Origin of the sequence: Kluyvera intermedia, from assembly GCF_021440345.1 — a bacterium.
Classification (GTDB): Bacteria; Pseudomonadota; Gammaproteobacteria; order Enterobacterales; family Enterobacteriaceae; genus Kluyvera; species Kluyvera intermedia_A.
The window spans coordinates 16,832-36,381 of the sequence record NZ_JAKCNS010000100.1 but is presented as its reverse complement, the minus strand read 5'-3'; the positions used below and the strand labels follow the sequence as shown (position 1 = coordinate 36,381).

The following is a 19,550-nucleotide window of genomic DNA, read 5'->3' as shown; positions in this document are numbered from 1 at the left end:
AATTACTCCATCATCTTCTCAATTGGCAGCACCAGAATAGAGCTGGCACCCAGGGCTTTGAGTTTTTCCATGGTTTCCCAGAACAGGGTTTCGCTGCTCACCATGTGCATCGCTACGCGCTGCTGATCGCCAGCCAGCGGCAGAATAGTTGGGCGTTCAGCGCCCGGCAGCAGGGCAATCACTTCATCCAGACGTTCGGTCGGCGCGTGCATCATGATGTATTTTGACTCGCGAGCCTGAATCACGCCCTGAATACGGGTCAGCAGGCGATCGACCAGCTGCTGTTTCGCATCGCTCATCTCGCCATCGCGCTGAATCAGGCAGGCTTTGGAGCGGAACATGACTTCCACTTCACGCAGGCCGTTGGCTTCGAGGGTTGCGCCGGTAGAAACCAGATCGCAGATGGCGTCCGCCAGACCGGCGCGCGGGGCGACTTCCACAGAACCGTTCAGCAGGCAGGACTTAAAGGTGATGCCTTTCTGGTCGAGATAACGTTTGAGCAGGTGTGGGTAAGAGGTAGCGATACGTTTACCGTCGAGCGCGGCCGGGCCATTCCACGCTTCATCCGCCGGGGTGGCTAAGGACAGGCGGCAGCCGCCGAAATCCAGACGGCGCAGGGTGAAATAGCGCGGGTCTTCGCCCTGAGCGCGGCGGCTCAGCAGCTCTTCTTCCAGAACGTTTTCGCCGATGATGCCGAGATCAACTACGCCGTCCATAATCAGGCCCGGGATATCGTCATCGCGAACGCGCAGGATATCGATAGGCATGTTCTCCGCCATCGCAATCAGACGCTGGGTGTGGAGATTGATTTTAATACCACAACGGGCGAGTAATTCGCGTGAATCATCGCTCAGGCGACCTGATTTCTGAATAGCTATGCGTAAACGGCTGTTATCTAACATTCTGTTTTCCTCATTACCCTGCTGAATTTGGTTCAAAAAAAAGCCCCCGGAAGATGATCTTCCGGGGGCTCTCTTGCGTTCTTGCACCACTGGAAGATCTGAATGTCTCCCAGCACACATCGCCTGAAAGACTAGTCAGGGTGATGGTGATGATGGTGGTGTTTAAATTGAACGCGGCTCATAAAATTCTCGTTGAATGACTATTCACTTGATGTCTTTTAACCTAAACCACTTTTGTCGTTGAAGGCAAGCGCTTTTTTCATTCATTAAATCTATTCATGTTGCCACTATAAATTGTCAGTTTTGGCGTGGTGGCGTAGCCTTAGTAAGAGGAGTGCGGCAACAATCAGGAGATAGCGCAATGAAGAAAGTGGCAATTGTCGGTTTAGGGTGGCTGGGTATGCCGCTGGCGCTGTCATTGATGGCGCGTGGCTGGCATGTTACCGGCAGTAAAACGACGGAAGATGGCGTAGAGGCTGCGCGAATGTGCGGTATTGAAAGCTATCCGCTACGGCTGGATCCGCAGTTGGTATGCGAGGCGGACGATCTTGATGCCTTGATGAATGTTGACGCGCTGGTGATAACGCTACCGGCGCGCCGCAGCGGCGAAGGTGAAGATTTTTATCATCAGGCGGTGCAGGAGATTGTTGATTCCGCGCTGGCACACCATATCCCGCGCATTATCTTTACCAGTTCAACCTCGGTCTACGGTAAAGAAGAAGGTACGGTTAAAGAGACCACGCCACGTGCACCGGTTACTGCCAGCGGCTTAGTACTCAAAGAGTTGGAAGATTGGCTGCATCAGTTGCCGGGAACTTCGGTGGATATTCTGCGTCTGGCTGGGCTTGTTGGGCCGGGGCGCCATCCAGGGCGCTTCTTCGCCGGCAAGTCGGCGCCGGATGGTCAGCACGGCGTCAATCTGGTGCACCTTGAAGATGTGATTTCTGCTATTACGCTGCTGCTTCAGGCCCCTAAGGGCGGGCACATCTATAACATCTGCGCGCCAGAGCATCCAGCGCGGCGTATTTTTTACCCGCAAATGGCGCGGGAGCTTGGTTTGGCGGTACCGCTGTTTAGCGATAGCGGCAAAGGGCAGGGCAAGATTATTGATGGCAATCGTATCTGTCGCGAGCTGGGATTTGAGTATCAATATCCTGACCCACTGCGTATGCCGATGGAGTAACAGGCTTCTGTTTTAGCAAATAGTGCTATTGTTGACGTTTACGTTTCAGCGATTGCCTGTTTATCAGCCAGTTAGATGAACAATGGCTTCGATAGTGTTCGCATTCGCTTGTGTTTTTGCTTTAGTTTGGTGCAAAATATGTCGAATGTAAAAAATTGAGATTAACCGACGTGCTTGCCACGTCGGTTATTTTTTTTACATCAAAACAACCATCCAATAAAAGAGGCCGGGCTTCGTACCGGATAGATATTTACTTAAAAAACGACAGTTGTTGTCGCTGAGGAAACAGAAAAAAAATGGGGCAATTTTTCTTTTTTGCGCCGGCCATCGCCGTAATGGAGACTGACCGTGTCAAATAACGTTACTCCAAACACCTCTCGCGTGGAATTGCGTAAAACGCTTACGTTGATTCCGGTTGTTATGATGGGCTTAGCCTATATGCAGCCAATGACGCTGTTCGATACGTTCGGTATCGTATCAGGCCTCACTGACGGTCACGTCGCAACGGCTTATGCCTTTGCGTTGATCGCTATTCTTTTTACAGCGCTGAGCTACGGTAAACTGGTTCGCCGTTTCCCGTCTGCAGGCTCTGCATACACCTACGCTCAGAAATCCATTAGCCCGGTCGTTGGCTTTATGGTGGGCTGGTCATCACTGCTGGACTACCTGTTCATGCCGATGATCAACATTCTGCTGGCGAAAATTTACTTTGAAGCGCTGATGCCTTCCGTTCCGTCGTGGATCTTCGTGGTCGCACTGGTTGGTTTTATGACCGTGTCAAACCTGCGCAGCATCAAGGCGGTAGCGAACTTCAATACCCTGATTGTAATTTTGCAGATGGGTATTGTGGCGGTAATCGTTGGCCTTATCATCTATGGCATTATGCACGGTGAAGGCGCTGGTACGCTGACAAGTACTCGTCCGTTCTGGTCTGAAGGCGCGCATGTAGTGCCGATGATTACCGGTGCGACGATTCTGTGCTTCTCGTTCCTCGGCTTTGACGGTATCTCTTCTTTGTCTGAAGAGACCAAAGACGCAGAACGCGTGATCCCGCGTGCGATTTTCCTCACGGCGCTGATCGGCGGTATGGTGTTCATTGGTGCATCTTACTTCCTGCAGCTGTACTTCCCGGACATCACCCGCTTTAAAGATCCAGACGCTTCTCAGCCTGAAATCATGCTGTACGTGGCGGGTAAAACCTTCCAGTGGGGCGTGCTGATCTTCTCCAGCGTAACGGTACTGGCTTCCGGTATGGCGGCACATGCGGGCGTTTCTCGTCTGATGTACGTGATGGGTCGTGATGGCGTGTTCCCAACTAGCTTCTTCGGCTATATTCATCCGAAATGGCGTACCCCGGCGTTCAACGTGCTGTTGGTAGGTGCGATTGCACTGCTGGCGATTAAATTCGACCTGGTGACGGCGACTGCGCTGATTAACTTCGGTGCGCTGGTTGCGTTCACCTTCGTTAACCTCTCGGTTATCTCGCAGTTCTGGATCCGTGAGAAGCGTAACAAGACGCTGAAAGACCACATCAACTACCTGGTGCTGCCAAGCTGTGGCGCGCTGACCGTAGGCGCACTGTGGGTCAACCTGGAGCAGAGCTCCATGGTTCTGGGTCTGATCTGGGGCACCATTGGTCTGGTGTACCTGGCATGCGTGACTAAGCGTTTCCGCAACCCGGTTCCACAGTACGAAGATATCGCGTAACGTATTGCGATAGCGATTGAAAAGCGGAGGCTCAGGCCTCCGCTTTTTTTGCCTTAAATTCACAGGTGCTTAAAAAACCATCTTTGATAACTATCAGGAATAATATAGAGCTTTTGGTTATTGGAGCCAGCAGGGCTGCTCAGGAATAATTTTAAGACTAATAATTCTGGGTTAATTGATTCTTATGTTGCACATGATAATAAGCGGCGTGGTCTGCGGGGCTTTACTGGGATTCGTTATGCAGCGCGGCCGTTTCTGCCTGACGGGCGGTTTTCGCGATATGTACATAACCAAAAATAACCGCATGTTTTACGCGCTGCTGATTGCTATCTGTATTCAGAGCGTCGGGGTCTTCGCCCTGATTCAGCTTGGTGTGGTGCAGTATGACGCGGGCGTGTTCCCATGGCTGGGCACCGTGGTGGGCGGTTTTGTCTTTGGTATCGGGATTGTCTACGCGGGCGGCTGCGCTACCGGCACCTGGTATCGTGCCGGTGAAGGTCTCATCGGTAGCTGGATTGCGCTGGTGACTTACATGGTGATGAGCGCAGTGATGCGCTCGCCGCATGCCGCCGGTCTGAATAAATTCCTCGGCGAGCACAGTACGGCGCACAACGGCATCGCCGAAACGTTGAATATTTCTGTCTGGCCGATTATTGCCCTGCTCGTACTCGCCACCGTCTGGCTGGTACGCAAAGAGCTGAGTAAACCGAAGCTGAAGGTGGCAACTCTGCCGCCGCGTCGTAGCGGCCTAGCGCACCTGCTGTTTGAAAAACGTTGGCACCCGTTTGTTACGGCGGTGCTGATTGGCCTGATTGCTTTGCTGGCATGGCCGCTAAGCGAAGCCACCGGCCGTATGTTTGGCCTCGGCATTACTTCGCCAACCGCCAACATCTTGCAGTTCCTGGTGGGCGGCGACAGCAAATTCCTGAACTGGGGCGTGTTCCTGGTGCTGGGTATCTTTATCGGTTCGTTCATTGCCGCGAAGGCCAGTCGTGAATTTCGCATTCGTGCGGCGGATGCCAGCACCACGCTGCGCAGCGCCGGCGGCGGCGTACTGATGGGCTTTGGTGCCAGCATTGCGGGCGGCTGTTCTATCGGCAACGGTCTGGTGATGACGGCGATGATGACCTGGCAGGGCTGGATTGGCCTGGTATTTATGATCCTCGGCGTGTGGAGCGCTTCGTGGATGTTGTATGTTCGCCCGCAGCGGAAAGCCAAACTGAAATCCGCAACGGCTTAAGGAGCTAAAAATGGTGGTAAAAAAACTGGATGTGGTGACGCAGGTTTGCCCATTCCCTTTAATCGAAGCAAAGGCTGCAATGGCGGAACTCGCCAGCGGCGACCAGTTAGTTATCGAATTTGACTGTACCCAGGCGACTGAAGCCATTCCCCAATGGGCTGCGGAAGAGGGCTTCACCGTGACGGACTACCAGCAGTCCGGCGATGCGGCCTGGACCATAACCGTGCAGAAATAGCGGTAATAAGCCTCGCACGCCGGTGCGAGGCTTTGCTGTTTTAAACAATCTCCTGCGCGTACTGATACAGCGCTTTCAGTAGCGACAGCTTCTCGTTATTCCCTTCGTACTGACCGTAAAGCATCTCTAGTTCCAGGGCGAAGGCTTGCAAGAACTCAGGCGTAAAGATCTGCCGACGATGTTCCAGCCAACGTTGTTGCTCATTTTCATCGAGCGTCCCCGGGAAATTGCGCGCCCGATAGTTAAACAGCAGCTTCTCAATACGGCTATCGGCAAAGGTGATGTCCAGCGCGGGCAGGTTGCGTGGTTCGGTCTCCAGCACAATCTTCATCGCCGCACGGTCAGCATCGCTAAAGAAGCCGTTATAGAGCTGGGAATCTACATTTTCAGATGGCACAAATGGCTCTGCTTCGGCGAAGATAGTGACCACTTTCTCGCGTATCTGCGGGTTTTCACGCAGCCGTTTTAAATTGTCCAGACACAGTTGGCGGTTGATGCCCAGACGATCGGCATCCTCCGGACGCAGCGTATTCCCCTGCGCCAGCACCGGGCACTTATTGAGATGCACCAGCTTAATGGGTACCGGCGAATTATCGCCAAGCTCGGCTTTCGGGGTATACAACCGCTCGCGCAGCGTGTCGGCATCCAGCTCAAGCAGCGGGGCGACATCACCGGCCAGGTCGACCATGATAACCGCGTTGCGATTATCCGGATGCCAGGCCAGCGGCGCGACCCAACTGGTGTTGCCGCGCCAGGCGCCAAACATGCCGGAAACGTGTACCAGGGGTTTCATCTGCGGCACATCAATCAGCGTCATCAATTTATTCTTGCCGCGATAGGCATAGAGATAATCGAACAGCTTTGGCTGCTGGGCTTTGACCAGTTTCACCATCGCGATGGTGGCGTAGACGTCGGCCATCGCATCGTGGGCATTGCTGTGCTCAATACCGTTGGCACGGGTTAAGTGCTCCAGACGGAAGCTCGGCAGGCCGTCTTCATTCTCCGGCCAGTTAATTCCCTCTGGGCGCAGGGCATAGCAGGCGCGCATCACGTCCAGCAGATCCCAGCGTGAATTGCGGTTTTGCCAGCTCCAGGCATACGGGTCGTAAAAGTTACGATAGAAGATGTTGCGCGTCACTTCATCATCGAAGCGGACGTTGTTATAGCCCACCACGCAGGTTTCCGGCACGGTGAAAATATCGTGGATGCGTTTGGCGAAGGCGGCTTCGTTTTCGCCTTTGGCGCGAGCCTCCTGCGGCGTGATGCCGGTTATTAACACCGCTTCCGGCTGGGGCAAATAGTCATCCGCCGGTTTGCAGTAAAAGACCTCTGGCTCGCCGATGATATTGAAGTCGTTATCGGTTCGAATAGCGGCGAACTGCGCGGGTCTGTCGAGGGAAGGGCTGGTTCCGAAGGTTTCATAGTCGTGAAACAAAAATCCCGGCGCGCTGGAAGTCTCTTGCATGGCGTTAGCTGTGTCCGTGTATGGCGTTTAATGTCCATGGTAAACGATTTCGCCGAGCATCAGAAGGGCGGTAATGGGATCTGGAAGCGATGGCGCAGAGTGTTTTTTCGTGTGCAATTAGATGCATGTCATATTTTCTTGCAATTTAAGCCTGCCAGAAAGCACGAACTTCCGTAAAAAGGACGACGAATTTGTGAATGTTGAGGATTTACCGTTGAAAGCCCGTTTTCTTATTGCTGTCTCTTTGCTCGCTTCGAGCGTTTCGTGTGCATTTGCTGATGAATCCGCGATCCCTTCCGTCACCCCGCCAGCCATTCAGGCCGGTGCCTGGGTATTAATGGATTACACCACCGGGCAGATTTTAACCGCAGGTAACGAACACCAACAGCGCAACCCGGCCAGCCTGACCAAGCTCATGACCGGCTACGTCGTTGACCGCGCCATTGATAGCCATCACATCACGCCAGACGATATGGTCACGGTGGGACGCGACGCCTGGGCTGCTGGCAACCCGGTATTTGACGGCTCATCGCTGATGTTCCTGAAAGCCGGCGACCGCCTGACGGTACGAGACCTCAGCCGCGGGCTGATTGTCGACTCTGGTAACGATGCCTGCGTGGCGCTGGCGGATTATGTCGCGGGCGGGCAGCCGCAGTTCGTCAAAATGATGAACCACTATGTTGAAACGCTGAATCTGCGCGATACCCATTTTGAAACGGTTCACGGTCTGGATGCGCCGGGCCAGCACAGCTCCGCGTATGACCTGGCGGTGCTTTCACGCGCTATCATCCACGGTGAGCCTGAGTTCTACCACATGTACAGCGAAAAGAGCCTGACGTGGAACGGGATTACCCAGCAGAACCGAAACGGCCTGCTGTGGGATAAAAGCATGAATATCGATGGTCTGAAAACCGGCCATACCTCCGGTGCCGGTTTTAACCTGATAGCCTCGGCTGTAGATGGCCAGCGTCGTCTGATTGCGGTGGTCATGGGCGCGGATAGCGCGAAAGGCCGCGAAGACCAGGCGCGTAAACTGCTGCATTGGGGTCAACAAAACTTCGATACCGTGCAGATCCTGCAAAGTGGCAAAAAAGTCGGCACCGAGCGTATCTGGTACGGCGATAAAGAGGAAATTGCCCTCGGGCCCGATCAGGATTTCTGGTTGGCGCTGCCGAAAGCGGAAGTACCGAACATCAAAGCTAAATATGTGCTGGATAAAAAAGAGCTGGATGCACCGATTGCCGCCCATCAGCGGGTTGGCGAGATTCAGCTGATTGATGGCAACAAAGTGGTTGCCCAGTGGCCGCTGGTGACGCTGGAGAGCGTCGGCAAGGGTGGGATGTTCTCCCGACTGAGTGATTATTTGCATCATAAAGCATAATTATTAAGACCCCATCAAGGGTAACACCGTTCACTTAAGCAAGGTGATTAGGGGAAACGCCGGGATTTGGTTCCCGGAGGGACGCCAAACCCGGCGGTCGCCCCGGGTATCTCAATCTTAAACTCACGGTGTTACCCTCAAGGGGACGTTTTATTGCGGTGGTGGTCGCCTGTGTGAGCAGGTACAATTCACGCTTTCGTTTTGTCGGAGAATGAGTGTGCGCCCGGATAAGTCACTCAGCCCTTTTGAAATTCGCTTATATCGCAATTACCGTACCGTTCACGGCGCGCGAATTGCGCTGGCCTTCGTCCTGACTTTTCTGATTGTCCGCTTGCTGCATATTCCAGAAGGCTCCTGGCCACTTATCACGCTGGTAGTGGTGATGGGGCCGATCTCTTTTTGGGGCAACGTGGTGCCGCGTGCCTTTCAGCGTATTGGCGGTACCGTCCTCGGCTCGGCGCTGGGGTTGGTGGCGCTGAAGCTGGAGCTTATCTCGCTGCCGCTGATGCTCATCTGGTGCGCTGGGGCGATGTTCCTCTGCGGCTGGCTGGCGCTGGGTAAAAAACCGTATCAGGCACTGCTTATTGGTATCACGCTGGGCGTGGTGGTTGGCGCACCGCCGGGGGATATGACCACCGCGCTGTGGCGAAGCGGCGACGTGATCTTCGGCTGCCTGTTGGCGATGCTGTTTACCGGCATTTGGCCGCAGCGTGCGTTTATCCACTGGCGCATTCAGATGGCAAGCTTCGTTACCCAATTTAACCGCATCTACCAGGCCGGTCTTTCACCTAACCTTATCGAACGTCCGCGTCTGGAAAAACATCTGCAAAAGGTGTTGAACGACGTGGTGAAAATGCGCGGCCTGATTACACCGGCCAGTAAAGAAACGCATATCCACAAAGGTATTTTCGAAGCAATTCAAACGGTGAGCCGTAACCTTGTATGTATGCTGGAACTGCAGATCAACGCCCACTGGGCCACTCGTCCAAGTCACCTGCTGATGCTGAACGCGCATACGCTGCGCGAAACCCAGATGATGACGCAGCAAACGCTGCTGGCTATCGCCCACGCGCTATACGAGGGGAATCCGCAGCCGATTAAAGCCAACAGCGAAAAGCTCAATGATATCGCGGCAGAGCTCCGCCAACTGGTGAATGAGTATAAAGGCGAGAATCTGTCCGAAACGCCTATCCACGGCTACGTTTGGTTAAGCATGGAGCTGGCGCGCCAGCTGGAATTACTGTCGAGCCTGATGTGCCGTGCTTTGCGCAAATAAAAAGCAGATACACGCACTTTTATGACGGGTTGTTTCGATTCAGCTAAATTTAGGGTTATGATGAGGCTAAAGCAAAAATGATTGTTTGCTACAACGCAGCTACGCCAATTCATACAGGTTGAAGGGTAGATCAGTAATGTGTACCTTAGCGTGTAGCCGTTGTTTTAACGAATCCGAGTATCAACTATCAGGGGTATAAAAATGGAAACCACGAAACCGTCGTTTCAGGACGTACTAGAATTCGTACGTTTGTTCCGTCGTAAGAACAAACTGCAACGTGAAATTCAGGACGTTGAGAAAAAGATCCGTGACAACCAGAAACGTGTTCTGCTGCTGGACAACCTCAGCGACTACATCAAACCTGGCATGAGCGTAGAAGCGATTCAGGGCATCATCGCTAGCATGAAGGGCGACTACGAAGATCGCGTTGATGACTACATCATCAAAAATGCCGAGCTGTCGAAAGAACGTCGCGACATCTCCAAAAAACTGAAAGCGATGGGCGAGCAGAAAGGCGAGTAACCGTCATGAGCGGGTGGTGACGTGGTCGCCACCCGACCTTCCAGAACGCTAGTCAAAACTACCCACAATCAAGCGACATTGCGAACCATGCAGCAACATCAGGAAACGCAATTATGATACTGGTGACAGGCGGCGCGCGCAGCGGAAAAAGCCGTCACGCAGAATCCTTAATCAGCCATTCTCTCCGGGTTCGTTACATCGCCACCTCGCAAATTTTTGACGCCGAGATGGCCGAACGCATCCAACACCATCGGGATAGCCGTCCCACACACTGGCACACCGAAGAACGCTGGCAAAACCTTGCCGATATTATCACCCCGCAAAACGATCCCCAGGAAGCGATTTTGCTGGAGTGCATCACCACGCTTATCACCAATATCCTGTTCGCCTCTGGCAATGAAGAGGAGATTGAACGCTGGGATTTTACCGCGCTGGAAAACCAGGTGAATAGCGAAATCGATGCGCTGATTGCGGCCTGCAAGCGTTGCCCGTCGCCTATCGTGCTAGTGACTAATGAGGTGGGGATGGGCATTGTGCCCGAGAATCGTCTGGCCCGGCATTTTCGTGATATTGCCGGTCGAGTGAATCAAAAACTGGCGCAGGCGGCGGATGACGTCTGGCTGGTGGTATCAGGGATTGGAGTCAAAATAAAATGAGTCGACTGTTCTTTGCCACGCTTTCATTTATGAGCCGTCTGCCGGTGCCGCAGCGCTGGTCGCAGGGGCTGGATCTTGACCGCTACGTCAGCGGTGTTATCACGTTTCCCGTCGTTGGGCTGCTGCTCGGTGCGCTAAGCGGCCTGGTCTTTATGGTCGTACAGGCCTGGTGCGGTATTCCGCTGGCCGCGTTCTTCGCCGTACTGGCACTGGCGCTGCTGACCGGTGGCTTCCATCTCGATGGTCTGGCGGACACCTGTGACGGGATTTTCTCGGCGCGTCGTCGCGAGAAAATGCTGGAAATTATGCGCGACAGTCGCCTTGGCACCCACGGCGGGCTGGCGCTGATTTTTGTCCTGCTGGCTAAAGTGCTGGCGATGAGCGAGCTGGCACTGCGCGATACGCCAATGCTGGCGGCGATTGCCGCGACCTGTATCGCCGGGCGGTCGGCCTCGGTACTGCTGATGTACCGCCATCGTTATGCCCGCGAAGAGGGACTCGGCAATCTGTTTATCGGCAAAGTCAGCTTTCGCCAGACCTGGCTAACGTTGGTGATTGGCGGTGCGCTGGTGACGGCTCTGCTCGGTATGCACGGCCTGCGCGCGCTGCTGGTGGCGTTTGTCGGCGTCTTCATTATTGGCCAACTGCTTAAGCGTACGCTGGGCGGACAAACGGGCGATACACTCGGTGCCGGCATCGAATTAGGTGAAGTGATTTTCTTGCTGGCGCTCCTGTAAGTCAGCGTTAAACGAAACGGATAAGAATAATGCAAACACTGGATTCATTATTGGCGGCCATTCCTGAGATGGACTGTGCCGCGATGGCACGCGCGCAGCAGCATATTGATGGCTTGCTTAAACCTACGGGCAGCCTTGGACGACTGGAGTCGCTGGCGGTCCAGTTAGCGGGGATGCCAGGGCTGCATGGCGTACCGCAGGTTGATAATAAGGCTATCCTGGTGATGTGCGCCGATCACGGCGTCTGGCACGAAGGTGTTGCGGTGTCACCCCAGGTGGTAACTGCCATTCAGGCCGCCAATATGACTCGTCATAATACCGGTGTTTGCGTGCTAGCCGCGCAGGCGAGAGCGCAGGTTCATGTGCTCGACGTGGGTATTGATGCAGACCCGATTCCGGGCCTTATCGATATGAAGGTGGCTCGCGGTAGCGGTAATATCGCCAAAACCGCCGCGATGAGCGCAGAGCAGGCGCAATCGCTGCTACTGAAAACAATGAACTACACCCGCAGCCTGGCGGAGCAGGGCGTCACGCTATTCGGCGTGGGTGAGCTGGGAATGGCGAACACCACCCCTGCCGCTGCCGTGGTGAGCGTGCTGACAGACTCTGATCCAGAAGCCGTCGTCGGTATTGGCGCTAACCTGCCGCACTCGCAGCTGCACCACAAAGTGGATGTCGTGCGTCGAGCAATCGCGCTGAATCAGCCTGATGCAGACAACGGCCTCGATGTGCTGGCAAAAGTGGGCGGCTTTGACCTGCTCGGTATGACCGGCGTGATGCTGGGTGCAGCTTCCTGCGGCCTGCCGGTGGTGCTCGATGGGTTCCTCTCCTACGCCTCAGCGTTGGCGGCCTGCCGCATTGCCCCTGGCGTCAAACCCTACCTTATTCCATCCCACTTCTCGGCGGAGAAAGGGGCGCGTATTGCGCTGGAACATCTGCAACTGGTGCCTTATCTGAACATGGAGATGCGCCTGGGCGAAGGCAGCGGGGCGGCAATGGCGATGCACATCGTCGAATCGGCCTGCGCGATGCACAACCGTATGGGCTCGTTAGCAGACAGCAATATCATCTTGCCCGTATAAGCAAGCGGATGCGCCGGAGTTATCCTCCGGCTATCTGTGGTAGATGCTCTTCTTTAACGACTCAGTATCCATGCACGGTACTGCATTTGCATTTAAACCATTCTGATGAGCGATAGCTGGTGGGGTGATTGTTGGTATTGCAGAAAGTGGGAATCATAGAAAGCAAAAAGCCTGCTCGAAAGCAGGCTTTTTAAATTTGGCTCCTCTGACTGGACTCGAACCAGTGACATACGGATTAACAGTCCGCCGTTCTACCGACTGAACTACAGAGGAATCGGTGTGGAGTCGTATCTTAGCGGCGAAAAAAATTTTGTCAAACACCAATTGCCAACAAGTGATGCATTTGCCTAATCCATCAACAATTTGTCGCGAATCCCAACAAAAATTAAGGAAAAATGTTTTGCAGGATCAGCATTTCTCCATCATCATTTGAAATGTGGTTTCAACTTTCTGATCTAAGGCCCATTTTGAACGTCACCGCCGCCCTACGACAGGCCGTCTCACGCACGCCCTGGTATAAAAAACGCAAAAGCTACCGAGTGCTCTTCTGGCGTGAAATTACCCCCCTCGCAGTACCTATTTTTCTGGAAAACACCTGCGTTCTGCTGATGGGGGTATTAAGTACTTTCCTTGTGAGTTGGTTGGGCAAGGAGGCTATGGCCGGCGTGGGCTTAGCCGATAGCTTCAACATGGTGATCATGGCCTTTTTCGCGGCGGTTGACCTTGGGACGACGGTTGTGGTCGCCTTTAGCCTCGGCAAGAGAGACCGGCGTAAGGCGCGCGCGGCAGCTCGACAATCGTTGGTGATAATGACCCTGTTCGCCATCGTACTGGCGGCGGTGATTCACTATTTTGGCGCCGGGATCATCAATATTGTGGCCGGGGATGCAAATGCAGAAGTAAAAGCCCTGGCGCTAACCTATCTTGAACTGACGGTGCTGAGCTACCCGGCGGCAGCGATTGCGCTCATCGGTAGCGGTGCGCTGCGCGGGGCAGGGAATACCAAAATTCCACTGATGATCAATGGCGGGATGAATATCCTCAACATCATCATCAGTAGTATTCTGATTTACGGCATTTTCTCCTGGGACGGGATGGGCTTCGCTGGCGCTGGACTTGGGTTAACCATTTCTCGTTATATTGGCGCAGTCGTGACCATCATTGTACTGATGGTTGGCTTTAACCCGGCGTTGCGTATTCCACTGAAAAGCTACTTCAAGCCGCTGAATTTCGCCATTATCTGGGAAGTGATGGGGATCGGTATTCCCGCCAGTATCGAATCAGTGCTGTTTAACGGCGGTAAGCTGTTAACCCAGATGTTCGTTGCTGGGATGGGGACCGATGTGATTGCCGGTAACTTTATCGCCTTCTCGGTGGCGGCGCTGATTAACCTGCCGGGGAACGCCCTTGGCGCCGCATCGACCATTATCACCGGTAAACGGCTGGGGACCGGTCAACTGGCGCAGGCGGAACGACAGCTGCGTCACGTCTTCTGGATGTCGACCATTGTCCTGACCCTTATCGCCTGGGGAACCGCGCCTTTTGCCGGGCTTTTCGCCTCGTTCTATACCCAGGAACAGGATGTCAAAGAGGTGGTGAAAATACTGCTGTGGATGAATGCCGCCTTTATGCCTATCTGGGCCGCATCCTGGGTGCTTCCGGCTGGCTTCAAAGGTGCCCGCGACGTTCGATTCGCCATGTGGGTATCGATGTTAAGTATGTGGGGTTGTCGCGTGGTGGTCGGTTACGTACTGGGTATCGTTCTGGGATGGGGCGTGGTTGGCGTCTGGATGGGGATGTTCCTCGACTGGGCTACCCGCGCAGTGATGTTCTATCGCCGTTTGATTACCGGCCGCTGGGCGTGGAAATACGCGCCGGCCAAAAAAACGGATGAGGGATAACAGCCTGATTGTGGTAAAAATCGGCAGTGGAAGCCGGTTTTTAGGCGAATTGCAGAATAAACCAGCAAACGATTTATTTTGTGCGAAACAGGCTTTGACAAGTTGGAGGGGCGCCGTTAATATTCGCCCCGTTCACACGATTCCTCTGTAGTTCAGTCGGTAGAACGGCGGACTGTTAATCCGTATGTCACTGGTTCGAGTCCAGTCAGAGGAGCCAAATTTAAAAAGCCTGCTTAGGAAACTAAGCAGGCTTTTTGCTTTTTATCAATCTTCGTTTTCGTAATATGATCATACAGTACGCGGTACTGGGTCAGGCTGTTCGGTGATTATTAATTCCCTTTCTTCCCTTATGACGCAGTTTTTTGCTGACGAGCATTCTGAGTTTCAATCTCCATCTGGTGCTCTGGGGTAAATGCGATAACTACTTTTTCGTCTGTTTGCGTGATGACTACCACATCGCGAAAATCTGCGATCGCGTGTGCTGCACCGTACTCTTTAAGAGCGTCTGTACCGATGCCAACACAAACTGCGCCAGCTGTAACAGCAGACATTACGCCGCTCCGTGAATCCTCAAATACGAGTGTCCTGGGGGGCGCAAGATGAAGCCGCTCAGCGGCAAGCAGATAAGGGTCAGGATAGGGTTTGCCACGCGCGACATCATCACGCTCGACAATCACTGAAATACAGTGCGTAATCTGCAACATCTCCATGACGCGATCGATTTTCGACCGCCAGCCGCTAGTGACAATTCCGACGCTAATGTCAGCCTTATGTAACTTTCGGATAAATTCGCTAACGCCGGGGATGGGGTCGTAATTAGCGGTATTTTCAACATGAATGATATGTGCCTGAACTTTCTTTTGATCTTCTAGGGAAAGATCGTTGAAAAGGGCGCGGATGGTATGCGGACCCGGCTGTCCGTGGATATGCTTGATGATGTCCTCTTCCGTAAGTGTCTTGCCGAACATCTGTGCACCTTCAGCCCAACCACGCTCAATTACCGCATTGGAATCAATAAGAACACCATCCATATCGAATAAAACAGCGGCAATAAGATTCGCAGAACTATACATTATCTATCTCCAGTTTTTTATTGAACATCGAGCGGGTTTGCGCGGTAGCGCTTCTGTACCGCTGGGTCATTTGGGGCATTTGGGTCATTTGGGTCGTTGATAAGTTGGAGGCGGATGACGGATTGCCCTAGAGAGCGGATTTCATCAAGACACTGGTTAAATTGGGTGAACTTTCGCGCTAGAATTTTTGGCGAGTGGGTTATTTTGTAAGTAAACTCGTACTGCAGGTCATTAGGGAGAACGGCTATATTTGGCATAAACATTCAATCCTTAAATTATTCGATGTAAATATATTTGTTGATGGAATGTATGTTGTAATAATCCATCAGGTTGCTTGCTATAAATAGCTTGCCGTTAGTAAGTGCTAAATAGGAAAGCTAGCAGTAGATATGGTGTTTCTGGAATTGATAAATCGACAGCATCTCGGTTTAATAATTTAGTGCATCATGTCATCTGCTGTGACTATTTGTATAATTCCATTTTTTTCAGGATTCGATAAATGTCAGGAATAGATATAAGGCTTCTGCGCGCATTTGTGATGCTGGCCGAAAAAGGGAATTATAATAAAGCTGCGGAAGAATTATTTCTGACACAACCTGCGCTTTCAAAGCAGATCCAGATTCTCGAACAAGAGATCGGAGGGCAGCTTTTCCTGCGTGGTCGCCAGGGGGCGATGTTGACAATAGTTGGCAGGCAGTTATTTACTAAAGCTTATGAGTTGCTGAAATCCCACCGCGATTTTTTAACCTATGCCCAGGATATCCAGAAGGGGAATGCGGGAAAATTAGTGCTCGGTTTTGGTATTTCTTCGTTTAAAAGCACACCCGTGTGGATAAATATTTTTCGCCAGAAATTTCCCGACAGTGATGTTGTTATCAGACAGCTTGCCTCAAGCGTACAAGTAAGGATGTTGATGGAGGGCGAACTTCATGCTGGATTTGTGCGTATGCCGGTAACAGAACTATTGGCTTCTCGCTTGATAAATAAAGAATATCTGGTGTTGGCAGCCCCGGTCACCGCTGAAATTAATCCCGCAGACCTTCAACGTACGCTGGTAGTAAATCCGATCTTATGCATGGACCCAGCAGTCAGTCCCTGTCTGGCGGAGCAAACGGCAGCATTCCTCCGAGATAATGAGCTTATCGCTGAACCAGTCTCAGTCACAAATGACATTCATTCCCTACTGGCTTTAATAGCCGGAGGGAATGGTTTTGCGCTGCTGCCCGCTAGCGTCGAAAACTTTTTACCTGCGGGAGTTAAATTGATCAAACTTTGGAGAAAGCAGAGCTTATGGAACATTGGCGTGGCATGGAATCCGAAAATCGACAACCATATGCGAGATGAGTTCCTACAGATTGTCATGCGTAGTTTGTCGTAAACGCTTTCGATACGCCTGTCTGGATTGGAGTGAAGGCACACTGAAAAGTCATAGATTATCACGCACGATACTGCATGAGTGGACGACACGTTATACTTGTTTGGACTGACCAGACAACTCAGACGCTAGAATATACTGTTACAACATCACCACTTCCTGTTTCTTCAGTTCTTCTTCCTACTCGACATGAGCCGAATCAGTTCAATTATCAAAAAAATATCTCAGCAATGGCTGACGGATTTACTTTTATTGCCCCACAATCGGCTTATCCTGTGGGGATTGATTCATCGAACAATATTCGCTGGTTACTAACCGGAGATTATGTAAATACAGAATGGTCAGATATTGAACGTCTATCAAATGGTAATTTTCTGCTCAGCTTTGGTTTCTTCGAATTACGTGAAGTTGATATTCTAGGTTGCTGTGTACGACAAACTATGTTGAATTCCAGAATGCACCACGACTGGTACGAGCTTGATAATGGCCAGTTGTTGATCACGACAGAAGATCCCGGACATCCGAATAACTATGTGATGGATGTCACCGCAGTAATCAACTATCCTGAATCAGCCGAAAATGTCAGTGAATTTCGCCTCCGTGAAGTTCTCGATGTGTCGCGTCCGGCTGTTCCTAACGTTAATGCTCAGGGAGCAACTGACGAAAAGGACTGGTTCCATAACAATCGATCGATTTACGATCCGTCAACGGACAGCGTGATTATTTCTGGCCGCCACCAAGATACCATCCTCTCAGTCGTCTCTAGCGCTGGTGCCCTTGATCATAAATTGGCAATTGATGATATTAACTGGATCATGGGGCCACATGATAATTGGGCAGACACTTACCAGTCGAAGTTGCTGACACCGCTTGATAGCGAGGGATCCATCATCAGCGATAAGGCTGCAAACCTTGATTTCTGGAACTGGGGTCAGCACTCAGTCACACTGCCAGTTGATCAACCTGCCGAAGCAGGGCTGACGGATATTATCATTTTTAATAATGGTAACTATCGTAGCTATGCTGCTGCTCTACAGGTACCGGCTGCAGAAAACTACTCCGAATGTTCGCGCTATCGCATTGATACCAATGCAATGACGATTCAACGTACATGGACATTTGGTCATGAGATGGGAAGCCTGCGTTATGGCTCTTATGTCGGGAGCGTTCGTGATTACGACACAACCTATCTCGTCAATCACGGAGGAATCTGTCTGGATGATGCTGGCATCAATGTGGGAACGCATTGGGGAGATCCGGACAATGATGGCACGGTTGCCACTATCAATCCGACGGTCTGCGTCTATGAAGTGCTGAAGGAAACACGCGAAGTCATCTGGGCTATGGAATTCTCCTGGCAGGATTACCCGTACTTCATTTTCTATAACTTCAAGGCCATCAGAGCCACGATGTATCCTTCAGCCATTTATGGTTGATTACATGCCACTGAGCCCGGAGCAGGATTGTTCCGGGCTGCAATAGACGCTGCTACCTGCATAACGTTAGCCGGTGGGCGCTGATTTTTTATTTGTTCGGCCATATAACTCATGTATGGGTTGAGATGACTGAATATCGCTTTATAACCTGTACACAGGTGGTTATGCCAGCGTTCACCCATTCTGTGTATCCGGTGCTTGGGGCATCCCCCATGACAGGTGAACCGCCACTCACAACGCATGCACTCTGCGCTCACCTCTGTTTTGGCAAGCCCAAATTTACGTTGCTGTTTGCTGACAGCCATTTTTGCCAGGCTCTCACGCCGCAGATTTCCCAGGCGGTGTTCAGGATAGACGTAATGGTCGCAGCTGTAGACGTCACCGTTCTGCTCTACCACCAGGCCAAAACCACAGGAAGGCTGCATTACACACAGCGATGGTTTTTCACCCAGCCAGGCCGCCAGCGCGCTGTCAAACATCTGCACATACACCCGACCCACATCTCTTTGCACCCACTGGTCAAAAACTCCTGTCATAAATCGTCCCCATTGTTCCCCGGAGACTGACCACTCTGTGACGGAGCCGACAAGTGTCTGCGGGTAGAGCAATTCGCCGTATTTCTCGTTAACCGGCCGCTGTTCGACCGCAGGGATAAACTGAACAAATTCAGCCTTCAGCTCTTGGGTCAGATACTCGTAAATTTCCTGTGGGTGTTCAGCGGTGACATTGTTGACGACGGTCAGAATATTCACATCAACATAGTGTTTCTTCAGCAAATTCATGGCTCGCAGTATTTTGTTGAAAACAGACTGCTCACTTCGGTTTTTCCTGTAGCGGTCATGCAGCCAGGCTGGCCCATCAATAGAGAGCCCGACTAGAAACTTATTCTTCGCCAGAAATTCAGCCCATGCTTCATCAATCAGTACACCGTTGGTCTGTATGCTGTTAGTGATACGTTTTTTCCCTGCATATTTGCTCTGCAGCTGTAGCGCTTTTTCATAAAACGCAATACCAGCAAGCGTGGGTTCGCCTCCTTGCCAGGTGAATTCCACTTCCAGACCGGGGTTGGCTTCAATGTACTGCCGAACATAGGCTTCAAGGGTGACATCATCCATATGACGAGCGGGCTTACGAGGTTTCAACGTCCCCTGTTCTTTTTCCAGATAGAAACAGTAGTCACAGGCAATATTGCACTGATAACTGACGGGCTTGGCCATCAAATGGAAAGGCTTGCTCATGGTTGCTCCTGAATTAATCACACATGAAGTTTAGTGACATTGCTCACTTTTTTATCAATGCGTTTTGACATTGGCGTTGAATGATCGAAATATAGCTTTCATCAAAATAACTATACTATGAAATATAAGTTTCATAAAATA

At 52.0% G+C, this 19,550-nt stretch carries 19 protein-coding genes, 2 tRNA genes and 1 other annotated feature; of the genes, 15 read left to right on the top strand and 6 right to left on the bottom strand.

Translation table 11 applies throughout. The features are described from left to right. Positions 1-2 precede the first annotated feature (2 nt). Entirely contained in the window at positions 3-902 is a 900-nt protein-coding gene (gene hisG / locus LZ634_RS20735; RefSeq protein ID WP_052285275.1) for an ATP phosphoribosyltransferase, read from the bottom strand. Positions 903-936: 34 nt separating this feature from the next. After that, positions 937-1,058 (bottom strand) — a sequence feature (His leader region). Beyond that, complete coding sequence (gene hisL, locus LZ634_RS20730) at positions 1,034-1,084, bottom strand: his operon leader peptide (protein ID WP_071594744.1); 51 nt, start codon at positions 1,082-1,084, stop codon at positions 1,034-1,036. Its footprint overlaps the feature before it by 25 nt. A 179-nt stretch (positions 1,085-1,263) precedes the next feature. Here hisL and LZ634_RS20725 point away from each other — a divergent pair, with 179 nt between their 5' ends. The 4 genes from LZ634_RS20725 to tsuB all read left to right on the top strand — a co-directional run bounded on the left by LZ634_RS20725 (position 1,264) and on the right by tsuB (position 5,267). Beyond that, positions 1,264-2,085: an SDR family oxidoreductase gene (locus tag LZ634_RS20725; protein WP_234508594.1), complete on the top strand. Its 822-nt coding sequence runs from the start codon at positions 1,264-1,266 to the stop codon at positions 2,083-2,085. A 348-nt stretch (positions 2,086-2,433) separates the two neighbouring features. Then, positions 2,434-3,792, top strand: a complete 1,359-nt coding sequence (locus LZ634_RS20720) for an APC family permease (RefSeq protein ID WP_234508592.1) — start codon at positions 2,434-2,436, stop codon at positions 3,790-3,792. 184 nt (positions 3,793-3,976) lie between these two features. After that, a complete protein-coding gene (tsuA, locus tag LZ634_RS20715) occupies positions 3,977-5,032 on the top strand; it encodes a thiosulfate utilization transporter TsuA/YeeE (protein WP_234508590.1) in 1,056 nt (351 codons plus the stop codon). Between the two features lie 10 nt (positions 5,033-5,042). Then, positions 5,043-5,267: a thiosulfate utilization sulfurtransferase TsuB/YeeD gene (gene tsuB, locus LZ634_RS20710; RefSeq protein WP_001575873.1), complete on the top strand. Its 225-nt coding sequence runs from the start codon at positions 5,043-5,045 to the stop codon at positions 5,265-5,267. A gap of 40 nt (positions 5,268-5,307) precedes the next feature. Here tsuB and sbcB read toward each other — a convergent pair whose 3' ends face one another. Then, positions 5,308-6,732 (bottom strand): exodeoxyribonuclease I, encoded by a 1,425-nt coding sequence (sbcB, locus tag LZ634_RS20705; protein ID WP_234508588.1) that lies wholly within the window; start codon positions 6,730-6,732, stop codon positions 5,308-5,310. Between the two features lie 214 nt (positions 6,733-6,946). Here sbcB and dacD point away from each other — a divergent pair, with 214 nt between their 5' ends. The 6 genes from dacD to cobT all read left to right on the top strand — a co-directional run bounded on the left by dacD (position 6,947) and on the right by cobT (position 12,386). Further along, positions 6,947-8,113 (top strand): serine-type D-Ala-D-Ala carboxypeptidase DacD, encoded by a 1,167-nt coding sequence (gene dacD, locus LZ634_RS20700; RefSeq protein ID WP_234508586.1) that lies wholly within the window; start codon positions 6,947-6,949, stop codon positions 8,111-8,113. A 217-nt stretch (positions 8,114-8,330) separates the two neighbouring features. Beyond that, positions 8,331-9,389 carry an FUSC family protein gene (locus LZ634_RS20695; protein WP_234508584.1) on the top strand — a complete coding sequence of 353 codons (1,059 nt, stop codon included), beginning with the start codon at positions 8,331-8,333 and terminating at the stop codon, positions 9,387-9,389. 201 nt (positions 9,390-9,590) lie between these two features. Next, positions 9,591-9,911 (top strand): DUF496 family protein, encoded by a 321-nt coding sequence (locus tag LZ634_RS20690; protein WP_234508582.1) that lies wholly within the window; start codon positions 9,591-9,593, stop codon positions 9,909-9,911. Positions 9,912-10,021: 110 nt separating this feature from the next. Continuing rightward, positions 10,022-10,567, top strand: coding sequence for a bifunctional adenosylcobinamide kinase/adenosylcobinamide-phosphate guanylyltransferase (gene cobU, locus LZ634_RS20685; RefSeq protein WP_234508614.1), 546 nt, complete (start codon positions 10,022-10,024; stop codon positions 10,565-10,567). Continuing rightward, positions 10,564-11,304, top strand: a complete 741-nt coding sequence (cobS, locus tag LZ634_RS20680) for an adenosylcobinamide-GDP ribazoletransferase (protein ID WP_234508580.1) — start codon at positions 10,564-10,566, stop codon at positions 11,302-11,304. The genes cobU and cobS overlap by 4 nt, the downstream gene beginning before the upstream one ends. A 29-nt stretch (positions 11,305-11,333) precedes the next feature. Further along, positions 11,334-12,386, top strand: coding sequence for a nicotinate-nucleotide--dimethylbenzimidazole phosphoribosyltransferase (cobT, locus tag LZ634_RS20675; protein ID WP_234508578.1), 1,053 nt, complete (start codon positions 11,334-11,336; stop codon positions 12,384-12,386). Between the two features lie 197 nt (positions 12,387-12,583). On the opposite strand, the gene LZ634_RS20670 is transcribed toward cobT, so the two are convergent. Then, positions 12,584-12,659: transfer RNA gene (locus LZ634_RS20670), tRNA-Asn, on the bottom strand. A 6-nt stretch (positions 12,660-12,665) separates the two neighbouring features. On the opposite strand from LZ634_RS20670, the gene LZ634_RS22785 reads away from it, so the two are divergent. The 3 genes from LZ634_RS22785 (at position 12,666) to LZ634_RS20660 (ending at position 14,504) form a co-directional block, all read left to right on the top strand. Further along, the gene (locus LZ634_RS22785; RefSeq protein ID WP_414467754.1) at positions 12,666-12,737 is read left to right on the top strand and encodes a DUF5951 family protein; all 72 of its coding nucleotides are present in this window, start codon (positions 12,666-12,668) and stop codon (positions 12,735-12,737) included. Positions 12,738-12,820: 83 nt separating this feature from the next. After that, complete coding sequence (locus LZ634_RS20665) at positions 12,821-14,287, top strand: EmmdR/YeeO family multidrug/toxin efflux MATE transporter (RefSeq protein WP_234508577.1); 1,467 nt, start codon at positions 12,821-12,823, stop codon at positions 14,285-14,287. Positions 14,288-14,428: 141 nt separating this feature from the next. Continuing rightward, positions 14,429-14,504 (top strand) — tRNA-Asn (locus LZ634_RS20660). Positions 14,505-14,634: 130 nt separating this feature from the next. Here LZ634_RS20660 and LZ634_RS20655 read toward each other — a convergent pair. Next, positions 14,635-15,360: an HAD family hydrolase gene (locus LZ634_RS20655; RefSeq protein WP_234508576.1), complete on the bottom strand. Its 726-nt coding sequence runs from the start codon at positions 15,358-15,360 to the stop codon at positions 14,635-14,637. Between the two features lie 499 nt (positions 15,361-15,859). Between LZ634_RS20655 and LZ634_RS20650 the strand changes: the two genes are divergently transcribed. Together LZ634_RS20650 and LZ634_RS20645 are read left to right on the top strand one after the other, a co-directional pair. Continuing rightward, entirely contained in the window at positions 15,860-16,738 is an 879-nt protein-coding gene (locus tag LZ634_RS20650) for a LysR family transcriptional regulator (protein ID WP_234508574.1), read from the top strand. 74 nt (positions 16,739-16,812) lie between these two features. Beyond that, positions 16,813-18,171, top strand: coding sequence for an aryl-sulfate sulfotransferase (locus tag LZ634_RS20645; RefSeq protein WP_234508567.1), 1,359 nt, complete (start codon positions 16,813-16,815; stop codon positions 18,169-18,171). On the opposite strand, the gene LZ634_RS20640 is transcribed toward LZ634_RS20645, so the two are convergent. After that, positions 18,162-19,409: an anaerobic sulfatase maturase gene (locus LZ634_RS20640; RefSeq protein WP_234508565.1), complete on the bottom strand. Its 1,248-nt coding sequence runs from the start codon at positions 19,407-19,409 to the stop codon at positions 18,162-18,164. The two genes, LZ634_RS20645 and LZ634_RS20640, sit on opposite strands and share 10 nt — an antisense overlap. Between the last annotated feature and the right edge of the window lie 141 nt (positions 19,410-19,550).

Excerpts from the sequence above, each read along its gene's own strand:
- LZ634_RS20655 (WP_234508576.1), bottom strand. The coding sequence starts at position 15,360 with ATGTATAGTTCTGCGAATCTTATTGCCGCTGTTTTATTCGATATGGAT.
- cobS (WP_234508580.1), top strand. The coding sequence starts at position 10,564 with ATGAGTCGACTGTTCTTTGCCACGCTTTCATTTATGAGCCGTCTGCCG.
- sbcB (WP_234508588.1), bottom strand. The coding sequence starts at position 6,732 with ATGCAAGAGACTTCCAGCGCGCCGGGATTTTTGTTTCACGACTATGAA.
- hisG (WP_052285275.1), bottom strand. The coding sequence starts at position 902 with ATGTTAGATAACAGCCGTTTACGCATAGCTATTCAGAAATCAGGTCGC.
- LZ634_RS20650 (WP_234508574.1), top strand. The coding sequence starts at position 15,860 with ATGTCAGGAATAGATATAAGGCTTCTGCGCGCATTTGTGATGCTGGCC.
- LZ634_RS20665 (WP_234508577.1), top strand. The coding sequence starts at position 12,821 with ATGTGGTTTCAACTTTCTGATCTAAGGCCCATTTTGAACGTCACCGCC.
- LZ634_RS20725 (WP_234508594.1), top strand. The coding sequence starts at position 1,264 with ATGAAGAAAGTGGCAATTGTCGGTTTAGGGTGGCTGGGTATGCCGCTG.
- LZ634_RS20645 (WP_234508567.1), top strand. The coding sequence starts at position 16,813 with ATGAGTGGACGACACGTTATACTTGTTTGGACTGACCAGACAACTCAG.
- LZ634_RS20690 (WP_234508582.1), top strand. The coding sequence starts at position 9,591 with ATGGAAACCACGAAACCGTCGTTTCAGGACGTACTAGAATTCGTACGT.
- LZ634_RS20640 (WP_234508565.1), bottom strand. The coding sequence starts at position 19,409 with ATGAGCAAGCCTTTCCATTTGATGGCCAAGCCCGTCAGTTATCAGTGC.
- tsuB (WP_001575873.1), top strand. The coding sequence starts at position 5,043 with ATGGTGGTAAAAAAACTGGATGTGGTGACGCAGGTTTGCCCATTCCCT.
- tsuA (WP_234508590.1), top strand. The coding sequence starts at position 3,977 with ATGTTGCACATGATAATAAGCGGCGTGGTCTGCGGGGCTTTACTGGGA.
- cobT (WP_234508578.1), top strand. The coding sequence starts at position 11,334 with ATGCAAACACTGGATTCATTATTGGCGGCCATTCCTGAGATGGACTGT.